This window comes from Planococcus chinensis (genome assembly GCF_020071995.1).
GTDB classification, from domain to species: domain Bacteria; phylum Bacillota; class Bacilli; order Bacillales_A; family Planococcaceae; genus Planococcus; species Planococcus chinensis_A.
This window is the reverse complement of sequence record NZ_JABWTK010000009.1, coordinates 108,371-124,039: the sequence shown is the minus strand read 5'-3', so window position 1 is coordinate 124,039 and position 15,669 is coordinate 108,371. Positions and strand designations below refer to the sequence as shown.

15 protein-coding genes and 1 tRNA gene are annotated in these 15,669 nt (G+C 46.8%); 1 reads left to right on the top strand and 15 read right to left on the bottom strand.

Annotated features, from left to right (window positions below; all coding sequences use genetic code 11):
• Positions 1-32: 32 nt before the first annotated feature.
• From eno to HU147_RS15030, 8 genes are all read right to left on the bottom strand, one after another.
• A complete protein-coding gene (gene eno / locus HU147_RS15065; RefSeq protein WP_224076992.1) occupies positions 33-1,328 on the bottom strand; it encodes a phosphopyruvate hydratase in 1,296 nt (431 codons plus the stop codon).
• Positions 1,329-1,344: 16 nt separating this feature from the next.
• Positions 1,345-2,877, bottom strand: a complete 1,533-nt coding sequence (gpmI, locus tag HU147_RS15060) for a 2,3-bisphosphoglycerate-independent phosphoglycerate mutase (RefSeq protein ID WP_224076991.1) — start codon at positions 2,875-2,877, stop codon at positions 1,345-1,347.
• A complete protein-coding gene (tpiA, locus tag HU147_RS15055; RefSeq protein ID WP_224076990.1) occupies positions 2,870-3,631 on the bottom strand; it encodes a triose-phosphate isomerase in 762 nt (253 codons plus the stop codon). The genes gpmI and tpiA overlap by 8 nt, the downstream gene beginning before the upstream one ends.
• Positions 3,632-3,645: 14 nt before the next feature.
• Positions 3,646-4,830 carry a phosphoglycerate kinase gene (locus HU147_RS15050; protein WP_440137306.1) on the bottom strand — a complete coding sequence of 395 codons (1,185 nt, stop codon included), beginning with the start codon at positions 4,828-4,830 and terminating at the stop codon, positions 3,646-3,648.
• Positions 4,831-4,941: 111 nt separating this feature from the next.
• Entirely contained in the window at positions 4,942-5,946 is a 1,005-nt protein-coding gene (gene gap, locus HU147_RS15045) for a type I glyceraldehyde-3-phosphate dehydrogenase (protein WP_224076989.1), read from the bottom strand.
• Positions 5,947-6,990 (bottom strand): sugar-binding transcriptional regulator, encoded by a 1,044-nt coding sequence (locus tag HU147_RS15040; RefSeq protein ID WP_224076988.1) that lies wholly within the window; start codon positions 6,988-6,990, stop codon positions 5,947-5,949. It lies immediately after the preceding gene.
• Positions 6,991-7,098: 108 nt separating this feature from the next.
• On the bottom strand, positions 7,099-7,329 hold the full coding sequence (locus HU147_RS15035; protein WP_036808174.1) for a glutaredoxin family protein: 231 nt from the start codon (positions 7,327-7,329) through the stop codon (positions 7,099-7,101).
• Positions 7,330-7,606: 277 nt separating this feature from the next.
• Positions 7,607-7,678, bottom strand: a tRNA-Arg gene (locus HU147_RS15030).
• 172 nt (positions 7,679-7,850) lie between these two features.
• Between HU147_RS15030 and clpP the strand changes: the two genes are divergently transcribed.
• Entirely contained in the window at positions 7,851-8,453 is a 603-nt protein-coding gene (clpP, locus tag HU147_RS15025; RefSeq protein WP_036808171.1) for an ATP-dependent Clp endopeptidase proteolytic subunit ClpP, read from the top strand.
• A gap of 623 nt (positions 8,454-9,076) precedes the next feature.
• Here clpP and HU147_RS15020 read toward each other — a convergent pair.
• The 7 genes from HU147_RS15020 to HU147_RS14990 all read right to left on the bottom strand — a co-directional run bounded on the left by HU147_RS15020 (position 9,077) and on the right by HU147_RS14990 (position 15,658).
• Complete coding sequence (locus tag HU147_RS15020) at positions 9,077-9,334, bottom strand: HPr family phosphocarrier protein (RefSeq protein WP_224076987.1); 258 nt, start codon at positions 9,332-9,334, stop codon at positions 9,077-9,079.
• 58 nt (positions 9,335-9,392) lie between these two features.
• Positions 9,393-10,343, bottom strand: a complete 951-nt coding sequence (gene whiA, locus HU147_RS15015; protein WP_224076986.1) for a DNA-binding protein WhiA — start codon at positions 10,341-10,343, stop codon at positions 9,393-9,395.
• 23 nt (positions 10,344-10,366) lie between these two features.
• Complete coding sequence (locus tag HU147_RS15010; protein ID WP_224076985.1) at positions 10,367-11,362, bottom strand: gluconeogenesis factor YvcK family protein; 996 nt, start codon at positions 11,360-11,362, stop codon at positions 10,367-10,369.
• Positions 11,363-11,366: 4 nt separating this feature from the next.
• Positions 11,367-12,248, bottom strand: a complete 882-nt coding sequence (rapZ, locus tag HU147_RS15005) for an RNase adapter RapZ (RefSeq protein ID WP_224076984.1) — start codon at positions 12,246-12,248, stop codon at positions 11,367-11,369.
• On the bottom strand, positions 12,241-12,726 hold the full coding sequence (locus HU147_RS15000) for an 8-oxo-dGTP diphosphatase (protein ID WP_224076983.1): 486 nt from the start codon (positions 12,724-12,726) through the stop codon (positions 12,241-12,243). Before HU147_RS15000 ends, rapZ begins: the two co-directional genes overlap by 8 nt.
• A 384-nt stretch (positions 12,727-13,110) precedes the next feature.
• Entirely contained in the window at positions 13,111-14,064 is a 954-nt protein-coding gene (trxB, locus tag HU147_RS14995) for a thioredoxin-disulfide reductase (protein WP_224076982.1), read from the bottom strand.
• Positions 14,065-14,131: 67 nt separating this feature from the next.
• The gene (locus HU147_RS14990) at positions 14,132-15,658 is read right to left on the bottom strand and encodes a tetratricopeptide repeat protein (RefSeq protein WP_224076981.1); all 1,527 of its coding nucleotides are present in this window, start codon (positions 15,656-15,658) and stop codon (positions 14,132-14,134) included.
• Positions 15,659-15,669 lie beyond the last annotated feature (11 nt).

The window sequence follows — 15,669 nt, the reverse complement described above, 5'->3', positions numbered from 1 at the left end:
CAATAGCAACAGAACGAAAGGGTCCCTTATCCTTATTTCTTCAAGTTGTAGAAAGTTTTAACGCCGAGGTATTTCGATGTATCGTTCAGCTGGTCTTCGATGCGAAGCAACTGGTTGTATTTCGCAACACGGTCCGTACGCGACGGAGCTCCTGTTTTGATCTGGCCAGCGTTTGTCGCTACTGCGATATCTGCAATCGTGACATCTTCAGACTCGCCTGAACGGTGGCTGATGACAGCTGTGTAGCCCGCACGTTTTGCCATTTCGATTGCATCGAATGTTTCAGTCAATGTACCGATTTGGTTTACTTTGATCAAGATCGAGTTGCCAACGCCTTGCTCGATTCCTTGAGCCAATTTCTTCGTGTTTGTAACGAACAGATCGTCGCCAACCAATTGGACACGGTCGCCAATGCGTTCTGTCAGCAATTTATGGCCTTCCCAGTCGTTTTCATCCAATCCGTCTTCAATGGAAACGATCGGGTATTTGTTTGCAAGTTCTTCGTACCAGTCAACCATTTCAGCAGAAGTTTTCACTGTATTGTCGCCTGGCAAGTTGTAAACGCCTTTTTCTTTGTCATAGATTTCAGAAGAAGCAACATCCATCGCAAGAAGTACGTCTTCGCCTGGTTTGTAGCCGGCTTTTTCAATGGCTTCCATGATCGTTTGAAGGGCTTCTTCGTTCGAACCAAGGTTCGGTGCAAATCCGCCTTCATCTCCAACAGATGTGTTGTAGCCTTTTTCTTTCAAAACGCTCTTCAAGTTATGGAAGATTTCAGCGCCCATGCGTACAGCGTGGCGGAACGTTTCTGCACCGACCGGCATAACCATGAATTCCTGAATGTCGACGTTGTTATCGGCATGTTCGCCGCCGTTCAAGATGTTCATCATCGGCACTGGCAATTGCTTCGCATTGAAGCCGCCTAGGTATTGATAAAGCGGAACATCCAAGTAATCAGCTGCAGCATGTGCTACGGCCATGGAAACGCCCAGAATGGCGTTTGCGCCCAAACGGCCTTTGTTTTCTGTGCCGTCAAGTGCGATCAACGCCTGGTCGATCGATACTTGGTCAAGCGCTGAGAAGTTGCCTTCGATTTCTGCTGCAATTTCGTTGTTTACGTGGTCAACCGCTTTTAAAACGCCTTTGCCCAGGTAACGGCTCTTGTCGCCGTCGCGAAGTTCAACTGCTTCGTGTTCGCCTGTAGAAGCTCCTGATGGTACGATAGCGCGCCCGAAAGCACCGCTTTCTGTGAATACTTCCACTTCGATCGTTGGGTTTCCTCGTGAATCTAATACTTCGCGTGCTAATACGTCTGTGATAATTGGCAATGAAAACAGCTCCCTTTTAATATAATGGTTTTCCGGTCATTTCTGCCGGTTGTTCAACGTTTAATAGTTTCAATACAGTTGGAGCCAGATCGGCCAAAATGCCGTCTGTTCTCAATTCAACGCCTTGCTTGGTTACAATGACCGGCACCTGATTGGTCGTATGCGCGGTCATCGGCAAGCCTTCAAGCGTTGTAACTTCGTCTGCATTGCCGTGGTCGGCGGTAACGATGGCATGGCCGCCTTTGGCATGCAACGCATCTACGATCCGGCCTAGGCATTCGTCGACCACTTCAATGGCGCGGATGGTTGGCTCAAGCATTCCGCTATGGCCCACCATGTCCGGGTTTGCAAAGTTCAAAATGATGGCATCGTGTGCATCGTTTTGTATTTGCTCCACCAAACGGTCGGTCACTTCATAAGCGCTCATTTCCGGCTGCAAATCATAAGTGGCGACTTTCGGCGAATTCACCAAAATCCGGTCTTCGCCTGGGAAAACATCCTCGCGGCCCCCGCTCATAAAGAACGTGACATGCGGATATTTTTCCGTTTCGGCAATGCGCAATTGCGTCAGGCCTTTGGCGGACAATACTTCGCCGATGGTGTTTTCAAGGTTCAGCGTTTCAAATGCAACGCGTGTCGGCAAATCGTCGCTATACGAAGTAAACGTGATAAACGACAAATTGGACGGATGCTTCGCGCTAAGCGGCATGGTGTCAAATCCTTCACGTACAAACACTGACGTCAGCTGAATGGCACGGTCCGGACGGAAGTTGAAGAATACGACGGAATCGCCGCTTTCCAATGTAGCAACCGGCTGGCCATTTTCAGTAATGGCAAACGGAACGACAAATTCATCGTGGATTCCGGTTTCATAAGAAGCCCGAATGCCGTCGCTTGCAGATAACGCGTTTTGCCCGATTCCATCCACCAGCACACGGTACGCCAATTCAACGCGTTCCCAGCGCTTGTCGCGGTCCATGGCATAGTAACGGCCGCTGATGGATGCAAATTTGCCGACGCCGATTTCTTTCATCCGGCGCTCCGCTTCTTCTACGTAACGAAGTCCCGTTTGCGGTCCGACGTCCCGGCCATCCAAAAAGCCGTGGACATAGACATCTGTTAAGCCTTGCTGTTTCGCCAATTCCAAAAGGGCAAACAAGTGCTCATAATGGCTGTGGACGCCGCCGTCCGACAACAGTCCCATCAGATGAAGGGCTTTGCCGCTTGCTTTGGCATTTCCAACAGCTTCTAAAAATGCGGCATTTTGATAAAAGTCCCCGTCCCGGATCGATTTATGGATCCGCGTCAGGTTTTGGTAAACAATCCGCCCGGCGCCGATGTTCAAATGGCCTACCTCCGAATTGCCCATCTGGCCATCCGGAAGGCCGACTGCTTCTCCTGAAGCAGTCAACAGGCTATGCGGGTAGTTGTCCCACAGCCGGTCAAAGTTCGGTTTTTCCGCTTGCGCGACTGCGTTGCCGAACGTCTCTTTCCGGCAGCCCAAACCGTCCAAAATAATTAAAGCGACTGGATATTCTGTGTTACGCATGCGATCCCGCCTCTAATAGTTTTACAAAAGAATCGGTTTCAAGGCTGGCTCCTCCAACAAGTGCTCCGTCGATATGTTCCATACCCATCAACTCTTCAATATTGGCCGGTTTTACACTGCCGCCGTATTGGATGCGAATGTTTTCTGCCGTTTCATCATTGAATAGCGAAGCGACTTTCTTGCGGATGATGCCGCAAACTTCATTGGCATCTTCTGCCGTTGCGGTTTTGCCTGTTCCGATTGCCCAGATCGGCTCATATGCAATCACCAATTCACTTGCTTGCTGTTCAGATAGCCCTGCAAGTCCAGCTTCCACTTGCGCTTCTACTACAGAACCCGTTTCGCCGCTTTCGCGCTGCTCAAGCGTTTCACCTACACACATGATTGGTGTTAAGCCATGTTCAAAAGCAGCCAACACTTTTTTATTGACCGATTGGTCTGTCTCGTTGAAATATTGGCGGCGTTCTGAATGCCCGATAATGACGTAGTTTACGCCCAGGTCTTTCAATTGCACCGGGCTGACTTCGCCGGTAAAGGCGCCTTCTTTTTCTTCGTGCATGGTTTGTGCACCGATTTGAAGTGCGCTTGATTCGGTTGACATTACAAGCTGCTGCAGATAAAGTGCTGGTGCACAAATAACCGAGTCCACTTTGCTTGCATCAGGTGCAAGGCCTTTTACTTCTTCTACAAATTGTTTAGCTTCTGCAGAAGTTTTATACATTTTCCAGTTTCCTGCAATGATCGGCTTTCTCAAAAAAACCACTCCTTTTATTTGTCGGTTAATGCCGTTACGCCTGGCAATTCTTTGCCTTCCATAAATTCAAGGGAAGCACCGCCGCCTGTGGAAATATGATCCATTTGATCAGCAACTCCAAATTGTTCGACTGCAGCGGCTGAATCGCCTCCGCCAATTACGGTATATGCTTCTGTTTTTGCCATAGCCTGTGCTACGGATTTCGTGCCGTTCTCAAATGAGCTCATTTCGAACACGCCCATCGGCCCGTTCCAGATGATCAATTTGGAGTTCATGATGACGTCTGAATACAATTCAACGGTTTTCGGCCCAATATCAAGGCCCATCCAGTCAGAAGGAATCCCGTCGATCGGCACCACTTTCGTTTCCGTGTCATTCGAGAATTCTTTCGTTACGACTACGTCAACCGGAAGATACAGCTTGACTCCTTTTTCTTCCGCTTTTTTAATGAACGACTGTGCGAGTTCAATCTTGTCTTCTTCAAGCAAAGACATGCCGATTTCATGGCCTTGTGCTTTCGTGAACGTGTACGACAAGCCTCCGCCGATCAACAGATTGTCGACTTTGTCCAATAAATGGTCAATAACCCCGATTTTGTCTTTTACTTTCGCTCCGCCGATAATTGCGGTAAACGGACGCTCAGGGTCGGATAAGGCTTTCCCTAATACATCCAGTTCTTTTTCCAACAGCAAGCCCGAAACGGACGGCAAGTGCTTCGCAATTCCAGCCGTTGAGGCGTGCGCTCTATGTGCGGCTCCGAATGCGTCGTTGACAAATACATCTGCGAGTGCCGCAAACGCTTTGGCCAGTTCTTCGTCATTCTTTTCTTCGCCGGGGTGGAACCGGACATTTTCCAATAAAACAATGTCGCCATCATTCATTGAAGCAATTTCCTGTTCAACTTTGGGCCCGATCGATTCATCGAGGCTTTTTACTTCTTTATGTAATAACTCACTTAATTTGGCTCCCGCTGCTGCGAGTCTCATGTCTTCGTTGACTGTGCCTTTTGGCCGTCCAAGATGGCTTGCCAAAATTACTTTTGCTCCATTTTCAACCAGATACTCAATCGTTGGTACAGCTGCACGGATCCGTGTGTCGTCCGTCACTTTTCCTTCTGACATCGGTACGTTGAAATCTACTCGGCAAAATACACGTTTTCCGTTTAAGTCCACGTCTTTCATCGTCATCTTATTCAACATGAAAATACCTCCCGTTCGATTTAAAAAAATAAGGGGGCGGGGTATGATCCCCACCCCCTTTACCCTCTTTCATTATAGAGGTTCATCGGAAATTAAGCTATGATTTTGGGATTACAAACCTGTTTTGTACATGTGCAAAGCAATGTCGATGCATCGTGCAGAATAACCGGATTCGTTATCGTACCATGCAAGAACTTTTACCATGTTTCCGCCAAGTTCCATTGTAGACAACAAGTCCACAGTTGAGGAAGCTGTAACGCCGTTGTAGTCGCGTGAAACCAATGGAAGTTCGCTGTAGCTCAAGAATGCATTTTCGTCTTTGTCGATTGCTTCTTTAAGTGCAGCATTTACTTCTTCTTTTGTCACGTCTGTTTCAAGTTCTGCAACCAAGTCGATCAAGGATACGTTTGGCGTAGGAACGCGGATTGCCATACCGTCCAATTTGCCTTCAAGTTCCGGCAATACTTTTGTTACTGCAACTGCAGCTCCTGTAGTAGTCGGAATCATTGATTCTGCAGCAGAACGTGCACGGCGGTAATCTTTATGCGGTGAGTCCAAAAGAATTTGGTCGTTTGTGTACGAGTGAATTGTTGTCATCATCGCTTTTTTGATGCCGAAACGGTCGTTCAAGATTTTAGAGATTCCTGCAAGGCCGTTTGTTGTACAAGATGCGTTTGAAATCACATCGTCTTCTTCCGGGTTGTAGCTTTCATGGTTAACGCCCATAACAAGAGTTTTCATGTTCTTGCCTGGTGCAGAAACGATTACTTTTTTCGCGCCGGCTTGGATGTGTTTTTTCGCATCGTCAGCATTTGTGAAGAATCCAGTAGATTCGATGACGATATCGATGTTGTTTTCAGCCCATGGAAGGTTTGCTGGATCTTTTTCAGAGTAGACATGGATTTTCTTGCCGTTGACAATCAAATCATTGCCTTCAGATGAAATTTCTGCATCCAATGTGCCGTGGATTGAATCATATTTCAACAAGTGAGCAAGCATTTTTGCGTCAGTCAAGTCGTTTACTGCCACTACTTCCACTTCTTCGTTTGCCAATGCTTGGCGGAATACAATACGTCCGATACGGCCGAATCCGTTAATAGCTAATTTTAAAGTCATTTAAAATTCCTCCTGTTTTTGAGTTAACTCGATTATTTTTCGTGCTGCACCTTCATCTGTAATTAAGGTCGTCTGCGGCGGTGCAATTTTGAAATACGAGAGAATCGCTGTCGCTTTAGAACGTCCTCCTGCAACCGCCAGGATAAATGGCGCGTTTTGAACCTGCTCCATTTGGATTCCCGCTGTGCGGATGCGATAAACTACATTTCCTTCTTTGTCGAAGTAATAGCCGAAAGCTTCGCTGACCGCTCCGCCATTTCGGATCCGATTTACTTCTTCCACCGAAGACTTGCGGTGCAGCGCAATTTCTTCAGCGTTGCCGATGCCATGGACGACTACTTCTGTCTGATCATACAGCTCCATCATTTCCTTGATCACCGGTTCCCGCATCATCATCTCGTACGCTTCCGCACTTAAATGATCCGGCAGGTAGAGCGTTTTGACGGCTCCGCCTGTTTTTTCAGCGAACAAAGAAGCAATGGTATTGGCTTGATGCAGCACATCTTCGCCAAGTCCGCCTCTTGCAGCAATAAATTGCAGAGAAGCATCTTTCTTATCTGCAGTGATTTCTTTCGAAATGGCGGCCATCGTGCTGCCGCCGGTCACTGCAATTTTTTTATACAGTGGGAACTTTGTTTCCAATAAGCGGGCTGCTTCTTTGCCAATGTTTGCCTTCACTGCTGGAATGTCATCGCTGTCTTGCGGCAGGATGAGCACTCTTGTGATGCCTAAAATCGATTTCAGCTGCTTTTCCATGTCTGACAAGCCAGCCATTTCGCGCATGAAATCTTTTAAAGCTTCCAGCACTTCCTCGCCTTGTACTGAAACATACATGCCGGAAGTTCTGGCTTCAATCAACTGCTGATTTCGCAGTAGATCCGTTTCTTTCCGAATATCCCGTTCTGTCATGCCGGCAAGTTCACTTAACGTCCGCCTGCCAATCGGCTGTTCCAGTCCAATCGTCTGCAGGATCTGATAACGTTTCTTCAGGAGCTCGGTCATTTCCGGCATCAGCTTTTTTTTCGCTTCCGTTAATGGATCCATTCGTTCACTCCATTTCGAGCTGGACGATTTTTGTCCCACTTGTTATTTTTATGTCCCACTAGTTACATTCTAGCGAATCACTTATTAAAATGCAAATAAAAAGAAGCGTTAAAATTCCAACGCTTCCAGCAGTTCGATATAGCCGATATTTCCGTAAATGGCGACTTGTCCGTCTTTTTCAACGACGGGAATCATTAGCATGTATTTTTCATGGATGGCATCATCGCTTTCGATATTGACTTCTTCGTACTCGAATGGAAAATCTTCCCTTACAAGTTCCATCATCATTTTTGCTTCATCGCATAACGGGCAATTGGGCCGTGTGTATAAAGTAATCACCGTATCTCCTGCTTTCTATGGATTCTAATAGTTGAACTTCTGTGGTCTTCTAACTGTAATGCCGCAAAACGCTTTCTTTCAAACTTTTCTCTTTCGGTCTCCGAGAGCCCTTTTTAAAATGGGAACGAAACAACCAGGACACCATTTCATTATAGCGGAAACATAAAATGGCTGGGACATTCTCCAAAGTAAGCAATTTTTCAGCATCCGCTGCGTCAATAAAACAAAAAGCCGATTCCCTTTCCGAAAGTTACGGAAGTGAATCGGCTTTTACATATGCCCTCGGAAGGAATCGAACCTCCATTTTAAGAACCGGAATCTTACGTGTGATCCATTACACTACGAGGGCGTTTGGTCGTTAACGACTTTTCTATTATAACCATAATAAAAAAAGTTTTCAAGCACCTTTTTATAATTCGTTAGATTTGACCTTCATTGACCATAATGTGTATGATATTAATACAGCTGGAAGAACTTTCAGCAGGAAATGACCATCACTTATTATGAGGAGGAACTATCTTATGAATTTAATTCCTACAGTAATTGAACAGACAAGCAGAGGCGAACGCGCTTATGATATTTATTCCCGCTTGTTGAAAGACCGCGTCATTATGCTTGGCAGCGGAATCGATGATAATGTTGCCAACTCAATCGTAGCACAGCTCCTATTCCTTGAAGCTGAAGATCCGGAAAAAGATATTTCCATCTACATTAACAGCCCGGGCGGCAGCATCACTGCCGGTATGGCGATTTATGACGTAATGCAGTTTATCAAACCGGACGTACAAACTGTCTGCATCGGTATGGCGGCATCAATGGGCGCTTTCTTGCTTGCAGCCGGAACAAAAGGCAAACGCTATGCGCTTCCAAACGCTGAAGTCATGATTCACCAACCGCTTGGCGGAGCTCAAGGGCAAGCGACAGAAATCGAAATTGCCGCGAAACGCATTTTGCACCTTCGCGAAAAATTGAACGAAATCTTGTCAGAACGTACTGGCCAGCCGCTTGAAGTGATTTCAAAAGACACAGACCGCGACAACTTCATGACTGCTGAACGTGCAGTGGAGTATGGTTTAGTTGACCAAATCATCACGCGTAACAAAATGTTGGAAGACAAAAAATAAGATAAACAGCGAGAGCCAGGATTTCTTTATCCTGGCTCTCGTTTTTCGTTCCGGAATTTTAAAAAGGATTTTTAGATATTAGAGATGAAGGAACATATAATAGGATATGCCGGATCCTCCGTTTCAGCCGGACGCGTTCTTATGATTAGTCAACTGCTTTCCCTGAATTCCATAAAAATTTCAAAGAGACGAAGAAGGCGTGAAGGCTTTCCGTTCCAGCGCTCGCTTTCCGCGGGCCCGGCCTTAGCCGCTTCACTCCCTCCGGTCGCTCCAGGGTCTTCAGCTCGGGCTGTTCCCGCAGGAGTCGAGCGCTTGCACTCCAAGCCATGGAGGTGTCAGAAGCAGCCGGAATTTTGGCAAGACATTGGCCGAAGGCAGCGAGGGCAAGCCTTTGCGACGAAGCTAGCGCAGCGATGCAACGGTTTGTCATGTCCCGAAGCTAGCGTAGCGATGCAGGGACAGAAACAGGAGCAGCGGGTTTTCGAAGCGACGAGGAGACTGAAGCTGAGCCCACGGAAAGCGAAGTGGCCGGACCGGTTGGTTTTATGCATTCTATTCATTTCATTTAAAGTTTGTCTACAGCCTAAAAGAAAGTCCGCAGCATTTGGCTGCGGACTTTCTTTTTAAGCTTCTTTCTCGATTAGGGCAGCCAGTGAATCTACAGCTGTTTGTTCATCTTTGCCGTCAGCAGAGATTTTTACATCTGTTCCTTTGCTGATTGCCAGGCTCATAATGCCCATGATGCTTTTCGCATTTACTTTTTTATCGTCTTTTTCCAGGTACACATCCGAATTAAACCGGTTGGCTTCCTGCACGAACAATGCCGCCTGCCTTGCTTGTAAACCTGATTTCAACTGGACTACTACTTGTTTTTCAACCATGTTGCTCCTCCTCTAAAACTGATCTGCACACCCCAAATATATGAAAGAACGGCCAAAATTATTGGCCGATCATCTCTCCCTTGCGCAAGTTTTCGGCAATTTCATCAATTTTCCGCAATCTGTGGTTCACACCGGATTTACTGACACTGCCTGCCGATACCATTTCACCCAGTTCTTTTAACGTGACGTCCTGGTATTCCACCCGCAGCCGCGCAATTTCCCGCAGCCGTTCAGGCAATTGGTCAATCCCGATCGTTTGATCGATAAAGCGGATGTTTTCCACTTGGCGCAGTGCGGCATCGATGGTTTTATTCAAATTCGCCGTTTCGCAGTTCACCAGGCGGTTTACGCTGTTGCGCATATCCCGGATGATCCGCACGTCTTCAAATTTCAATAATGCTGAATGGGCACCAGCTATGCTCAGAAAATCTGAAATCTTTTCAGCTTCTTTTAAATAAGTTACAAAGCCTTTTTTCCGTTCAATCGTTTTCGCGTTCAAGTGGAATTCATTCATCAGATCCACCAGGGATTCTGCATGGTCTTTATATAGTGAATAAATTTCCAAGTGATATGAAGACGTCTCTGGGTTATTGACAGAACCGCCGGCTAAAAATGCCCCGCGCAAATAGGCGCGTTTGCAGCAATTTTTTTCAATCAAGGATTTATTGATTTCATGTTCAAATTGGAAGCCTTCTGAAATGATCGCTAAGTCTTCCAATACATGTTTAGAACCTTCCCTGATTCTGCAAATGTAAACGTTGTTTTTCTTTAGCCGCATTTTCTTCCGCACCAGCAACTCCACCGGATAAGCCCGGTAAAACCGTTTCAGCAATGTGTAAATCCGACGGGCAATCGCTGCATTTTCCGTCTGGATATCAAGGCTTAGCTGGCGATTTGAAAATGACAGGGTTCCATTCATACGGATCAAGGCAGATAATTCCGCTTTCCCGCAACAATCGTCCACTTCTACTTGGGTCATCTCTTTTTTTGTTTCCGAAGCAAAAGACAAAACATCTTCCCCCTTTCCAAGCGCTAGAAATATAGCTGCTTTGGATCTTCTTTGGCCAGGCCTCCGGCGTATTCAAACAACCATTCTGCCACTTTCAATGGTTCATGCCGGACCGTTTCACCCAAAATGTTGGCGATGTCCTGTTTAAAAATTTCAAGGCCCATGCTCTGCAGACGTTCTTCATCGTACGCTACAGGCCAGGCTTTTTGTTTGATATAGCGTTCCGCAATTCCTTGGGGAACCTGTTCTTTATTCAGTAAAATGGCGTCCAGAAACGGTTCGCCTACATGGTCATAAAGCGCTTTGACATGGTCGCATGCCGTATATTTATAGGTTTCTCCAGCCTGCGTCATCAGGTTGCAAATATAAATCTTTTTGGCCTCGGCTGATTTGACCGCCTTTTTAATATCTTTAACAAGAAGGTTCGGCAAAATGCTGGTATATAACGACCCGGGGCCTACGACGATGACATCTGCCTTTTGAATGGCTTCTATGGTGTCCGGCAAGGTTTTGACATCGCGGGGCTCCAGAAAAACTCTTTTGATCGGCTGCAAATACGCCGGAATTTTCGATTCTCCACTGACAATCGTGCCGTCTTCAAACTCTGCATGAAGTGTGACCAACTGGTTGGCTGCCGGCAATACAGTCCCATTGACATTCAGCACGCGGCTCATTTCTTTCACCGCATGCGAAAAATCGCCGGTAATATTGGTTAAGGCCGCCAACATTAAATTGCCCAGTGAATGGCCGTCCAGATCCGGTGATTGTTTAAATCGATATTGAAACATTTCCGCTACCAAAGGTTCCGCATCCGATAAAGCGGCCATGACATTCCGGATATCGCCGGGAGGCGGAATATCCAAGTCATTTCGAAGACGCCCGGAGCTTCCCCCATCATCAGCCACGGTCACAATGGCAGTCAAATCCAACGGGAACTTTTTCAAGCCCCGCAATAATGTAGACAGCCCTGTACCGCCGCCAATGATGACAACCCGTTTCCGGCGTAAAGTACTTTCCATGCACTCAGCCCTTTCTTGTTTTGACGTCCCGATGCGTGACGATTGTTTTATTATGTTCAGCCAGCAGTTTTCCATAATATTCAGCAAGCGTTACTGAACGGTGTTGTCCGCCCGTACAGCCGAAAGCGATTACCAATTGGGCTTTGCCTTCGTTTTTATACTGGGGAATGATGAAGTCAAAAAGGTCGCTCAATTTGCTGATCAACGTCTGCGTTTCGCCCCATTGAAGCACATAGCTTGAAACCGGTTCATCCAGACCCGATAACGGCTTCAAATCTTCAATATAATAAGGATTCGGCAAGAAGCGCACATCAAAAACCAAATCAGCATCAATTGGAATGCCGTGCTTGAAGCCGAAGGACATGACATTGACGGTAAATTTATTGCTGGATTGCGTCGCAAAATCCGATACGATTTTTTCTCTAAGCTGACGCGGTGTCATCGACGAGGTATTGTAAATATACTTCGCTCGCCCTTGCAGATCCATCAGCATATCGCGCTCTTTTTTGATGCCGCCCAGCACTAAGCCGCCTGGCGACAACGGATGCGATCGCCGTGATTCTTTGTAGCGGCTGACCAGCGTCTGATTATCGGCATCCAGGAATAGGATGGTGGTGGATACTTTCGGTTCTTTCGAAATATTGTCGATTGCATCGACCAAACTGTCAAAAAAGTCCCCGCCCCGCAAATCCATTACGGCAGCGACGCGTTTCATCGATTTGCCTGAGTCTCTCATCAACTTGATAAAAGTCAATAAAAGCGCAGGCGGCAAGTTGTCAATTGTAAAAAAGCCCAAATCCTCGAAGCTTTGGATAGCGACTGTTTTACCCGCTCCTGACATGCCGGTAATTATGATCAATTCAGTTTCATCGGTATGCTTATCCATTACGTGGAATCCCCTCTTCGGTAGACGTTTGAATGTTTTCATTGATCAATTGGAATTCGGAAGAATAATGGAAAGTTCCATACTGCATGCCTTCCTGGCTTACGGCAAACTTCAAGTTTGTCCGGTCGCCTTCCGCCATTGGCAAGAAATCCAAACTTTCAATAGGATGCCATTCAAGCAGCCCTTCTCTTGTTTCTTCATAAGGGGTGCCGGTGATGCCGGTTGCGAGAAACGTAAACAGCATCCATTCGTCTACGACTTTTTCCCCTTCTTGGATCATCATAGTGTAAATCCCTTTTAAATGAGTGCCGATCGGCGTCGCTCCGGTTTCTTCCTTAAACTCCCGGATGGCGGCTTCGTAAATCGATTCTCCTGATTCCATTTTCCCGCCCGGGGCTACGTACCAATCCCGCCGGGGTTTCTTCAATAGCAATACTTGTCCGTTCTGGACCACTAATAAATTTGCGATTCGCTGCACTGTCGACACTCCGCATCTATTGTAAACTCTCTCCATTATACATCTATCCAGGCGTGTCATGCAAAAAAGAAAAGTGCAGGCGGCTTGTTCAGCCCCGACAAGCGCTGGAGGGCTTGAAGATAATGGCGTTCCTTGCCATTATCGGCAAGACCGAAGCGACTCGAGGAGCTAGCCGCCGGAACTGGACACTAAGAAAAGTGGAAGCGCCTGTTTAGCTCCAACACTGCCTTAAAAATATCTCTACACAAAAAAAGAAGCCGCCTTCCGATTAAATCGGAAAACGGCTTGTCAAAGTTTCTTTATAAAAAGGGGGTCAATTTACTATTCCTACTTTACCACTTGTCTGTGACAAGCGTGTTACAGCAGGATTAAAATAGCGTTAAATCAGGCTTTAATCCCGATTCGTTCAACCAGTTCCTCGATATAATGCTGAACAGCTTGTGCAGCGATGCTGCCGTCGCCTGTTGCAGTTACAACTTGGCGAAGCATTTTTTCGCGGACATCGCCTGCAGCGTAGATTCCTGGAACCGATGTTTCCATTTTCTCATTGGTCACGATGTAGCCTTCATCGTTTAAGATACCGAGGTTCGCAAATGGTTTCGTCAATGGCAGCATGCCGATGTAAATGAATACGCCATCTGCATCAAATTCCTGTTCTGCGCCGTCTTTAGTGGAAACCAACGTGACGCTTCCGACTTTGCCGTTTTCGTCGTTGATTTCTTTCACTGTGTGGCTCCAGATAAAGTCGATCTTGTCGTTTGCGAATGCGCGGTCTTGAAGAATTTTTTGTGCGCGCAATTCATCGCGTCTGTGGACGATAGTGACTTTGTCAGCGAAACGCGTCAAATAAACGCCTTCTTCTACTGCAGAGTCTCCGCCTCCGACCACGACAAGGTTTTTCTGTTTAAAGAATGCCCCGTCACAAACCGCGCAATAGCTGACGCCGCGGCCGCCCAGTTCACTTTCACCCGGAACACCCATTTTTTTGTATTCCGCACCTGTGGTAATAATAACCGCGCGGGCTTTGTATTCTTTCGAACCAACGATAATGGTTTTGTATTCTTCCCCATCGATGATTTCTTTTACATCTCCGTACGCATATTCCGCACCGAATTTCTTCGCATGCTCGAACATTTTATTGGAAAGATCCGGCCCAAGAATATGGTCAAACCCCGGATAGTTTTCAATTTCTTCCGTATTGGCCATTTGGCCGCCCGGAATTCCACGCTCTAACATTAATGTTTTTAAGTTTGCTCTCGATGTGTAAACAGCGGCAGTCATGCCTGCTGGTCCTGCTCCAATAATGATTACGTCATACGTATTATTCGTCTCAGTCATAATAGGACCTCCTAAATCTCAGTAACTAAATCGTATAAGATTCCCGGCACTGCGGCAACTTTTTTGCTTACGACTCAAAAAGCGGAAGGAATTTCGCCAGTTCATTGACGTATTTCGTCAGAGTGGCTGCCGAAACGCCAAATTGCTCGGCAGCCGCTTTTTTCGTAGCAGAACGGTCTCTTGAAGATTTGACCATATAGAATACGGCCGCAGCCAAGGCTTTCGGGTTTTTGAATCCGTAATTTTCATCAAACGCCTTTTCAACCAACATAAACAACAGTTGAAAAGCGTAGGAATTTTGTTCGGTTACCATCTTTTCTTCCTGATACAGAATTTCGGCTGCTTCCATAGCACGCATGAAAGCCATTTCTTCCGGCACGGATTCCTTGAACGGATGCCCCAGTGCATACCCCAGCAGATATGTTTCAATCACTGTCGGCTGTTCTGAATTGAGCCAGTTTGGATGAGAAATGATCTCCTGTTTATGGGCAGACTTGCCGAGCAGGAACAAACCAAAAAGCCGCTCGCTCTTCTGCACATGATCGAGTTTTCCGACGAGATAATCGCGGTCATGTTCGAGTGCATCAGCATGCGGCATAGCCGCCTGTTCAGCCCATGGTTCATAACCGTCTTTCCCCGGATCCATCTTCGTCAATTGCTTCCAGGCCTGCTTTGCGATGTCTTCATGGCCGGAATGGTAAGCAGCATGGGAGAGCCAGAAGTAAAACGCCGGATCTCCGTCAAATCCACGCTTTTGCAAGCTGCGCAGCCAGCGGTATGCTTCTTTGTACTTGCCGACCAGCGCAAAGGTCGCTCCAAGTTTGTAGCGGTGCTCAAAGACATAGGGCTGAATTTTCTTCAACAGTTCCAAGACGTCTTCCAGCTCTTCGTTTTTTTCGTAATAGTGGAAAACCGCCAAATTGCAAAGCGCATGCAAATTGCCCGTATTTCTCCGAAGCACATCATGCAGCAGCGCTTTCGCCATTTCGGATTCGCCGATATAAAAGTAAGCCAGCGCCAGGTTGTTATGCGCTCCCCAGAAGTCCGGCTTTTCTTCGATCAAGGTTTCCAGAAGGTCTATAGCTTCCGGAAATTTTCCTTCTTCCATTAAACGGCGTGCTTTTTCCTGCTGGTAATAATACTCGCTGTCCTGCGCTTCGCCTTCATCATCAAAAAGCTGCCAGTCTTCCTGCTCCGCAAAATCGATGATTTCCAGCGCTTCTGCCACATACCGGCCCTGGACATCGCTTTCTACGTATTTCTTGGCGAAATTGCGCGCTTCTAAAAACATCCCCATATGGGCATGCACTTCCGCTAAGAAAAATAAGGTTTCGGTTTTGTCGATATCCAGGTCATAAGCCATCCGCAGCGCTTCTCTCGCCTGTTCAAACTCCTGCATTTCCATAAGGACAATGCCAAACTGAATCCAAATATCAGGATCTTTCGGGCTAAGTTCTGTCGCCCGCTGCAAATACTTATGAGCTTTTGGATACTGCTCGCGTTGCAGTTCTTTCAGCGCTTTTTTGTAATAATACTCCCCCGTTGGAATGAACGACAGGATATTCTCGTAGTTTTTCTTTTTTTTATTCTCCAAAATATGCCTCC

Excerpts from the sequence above, each read along its gene's own strand:
- gpmI (WP_224076991.1), bottom strand. The coding sequence starts at position 2,877 with ATGCGTAACACAGAATATCCAGTCGCTTTAATTATTTTGGACGGTTTG.
- HU147_RS15050 (WP_440137306.1), bottom strand. The coding sequence starts at position 4,830 with ATGTTGAATAAGATGACGATGAAAGACGTGGACTTAAACGGAAAACGT.
- gap (WP_224076989.1), bottom strand. The coding sequence starts at position 5,946 with ATGACTTTAAAATTAGCTATTAACGGATTCGGCCGTATCGGACGTATT.
- HU147_RS15040 (WP_224076988.1), bottom strand. The coding sequence starts at position 6,990 with ATGGATCCATTAACGGAAGCGAAAAAAAAGCTGATGCCGGAAATGACC.
- clpP (WP_036808171.1), top strand. The coding sequence starts at position 7,851 with ATGAATTTAATTCCTACAGTAATTGAACAGACAAGCAGAGGCGAACGC.
- HU147_RS15020 (WP_224076987.1), bottom strand. The coding sequence starts at position 9,334 with ATGGTTGAAAAACAAGTAGTAGTCCAGTTGAAATCAGGTTTACAAGCA.
- HU147_RS15010 (WP_224076985.1), bottom strand. The coding sequence starts at position 11,362 with ATGGAAAGTACTTTACGCCGGAAACGGGTTGTCATCATTGGCGGCGGT.
- rapZ (WP_224076984.1), bottom strand. The coding sequence starts at position 12,248 with ATGGATAAGCATACCGATGAAACTGAATTGATCATAATTACCGGCATG.
- trxB (WP_224076982.1), bottom strand. The coding sequence starts at position 14,064 with ATGACTGAGACGAATAATACGTATGACGTAATCATTATTGGAGCAGGA.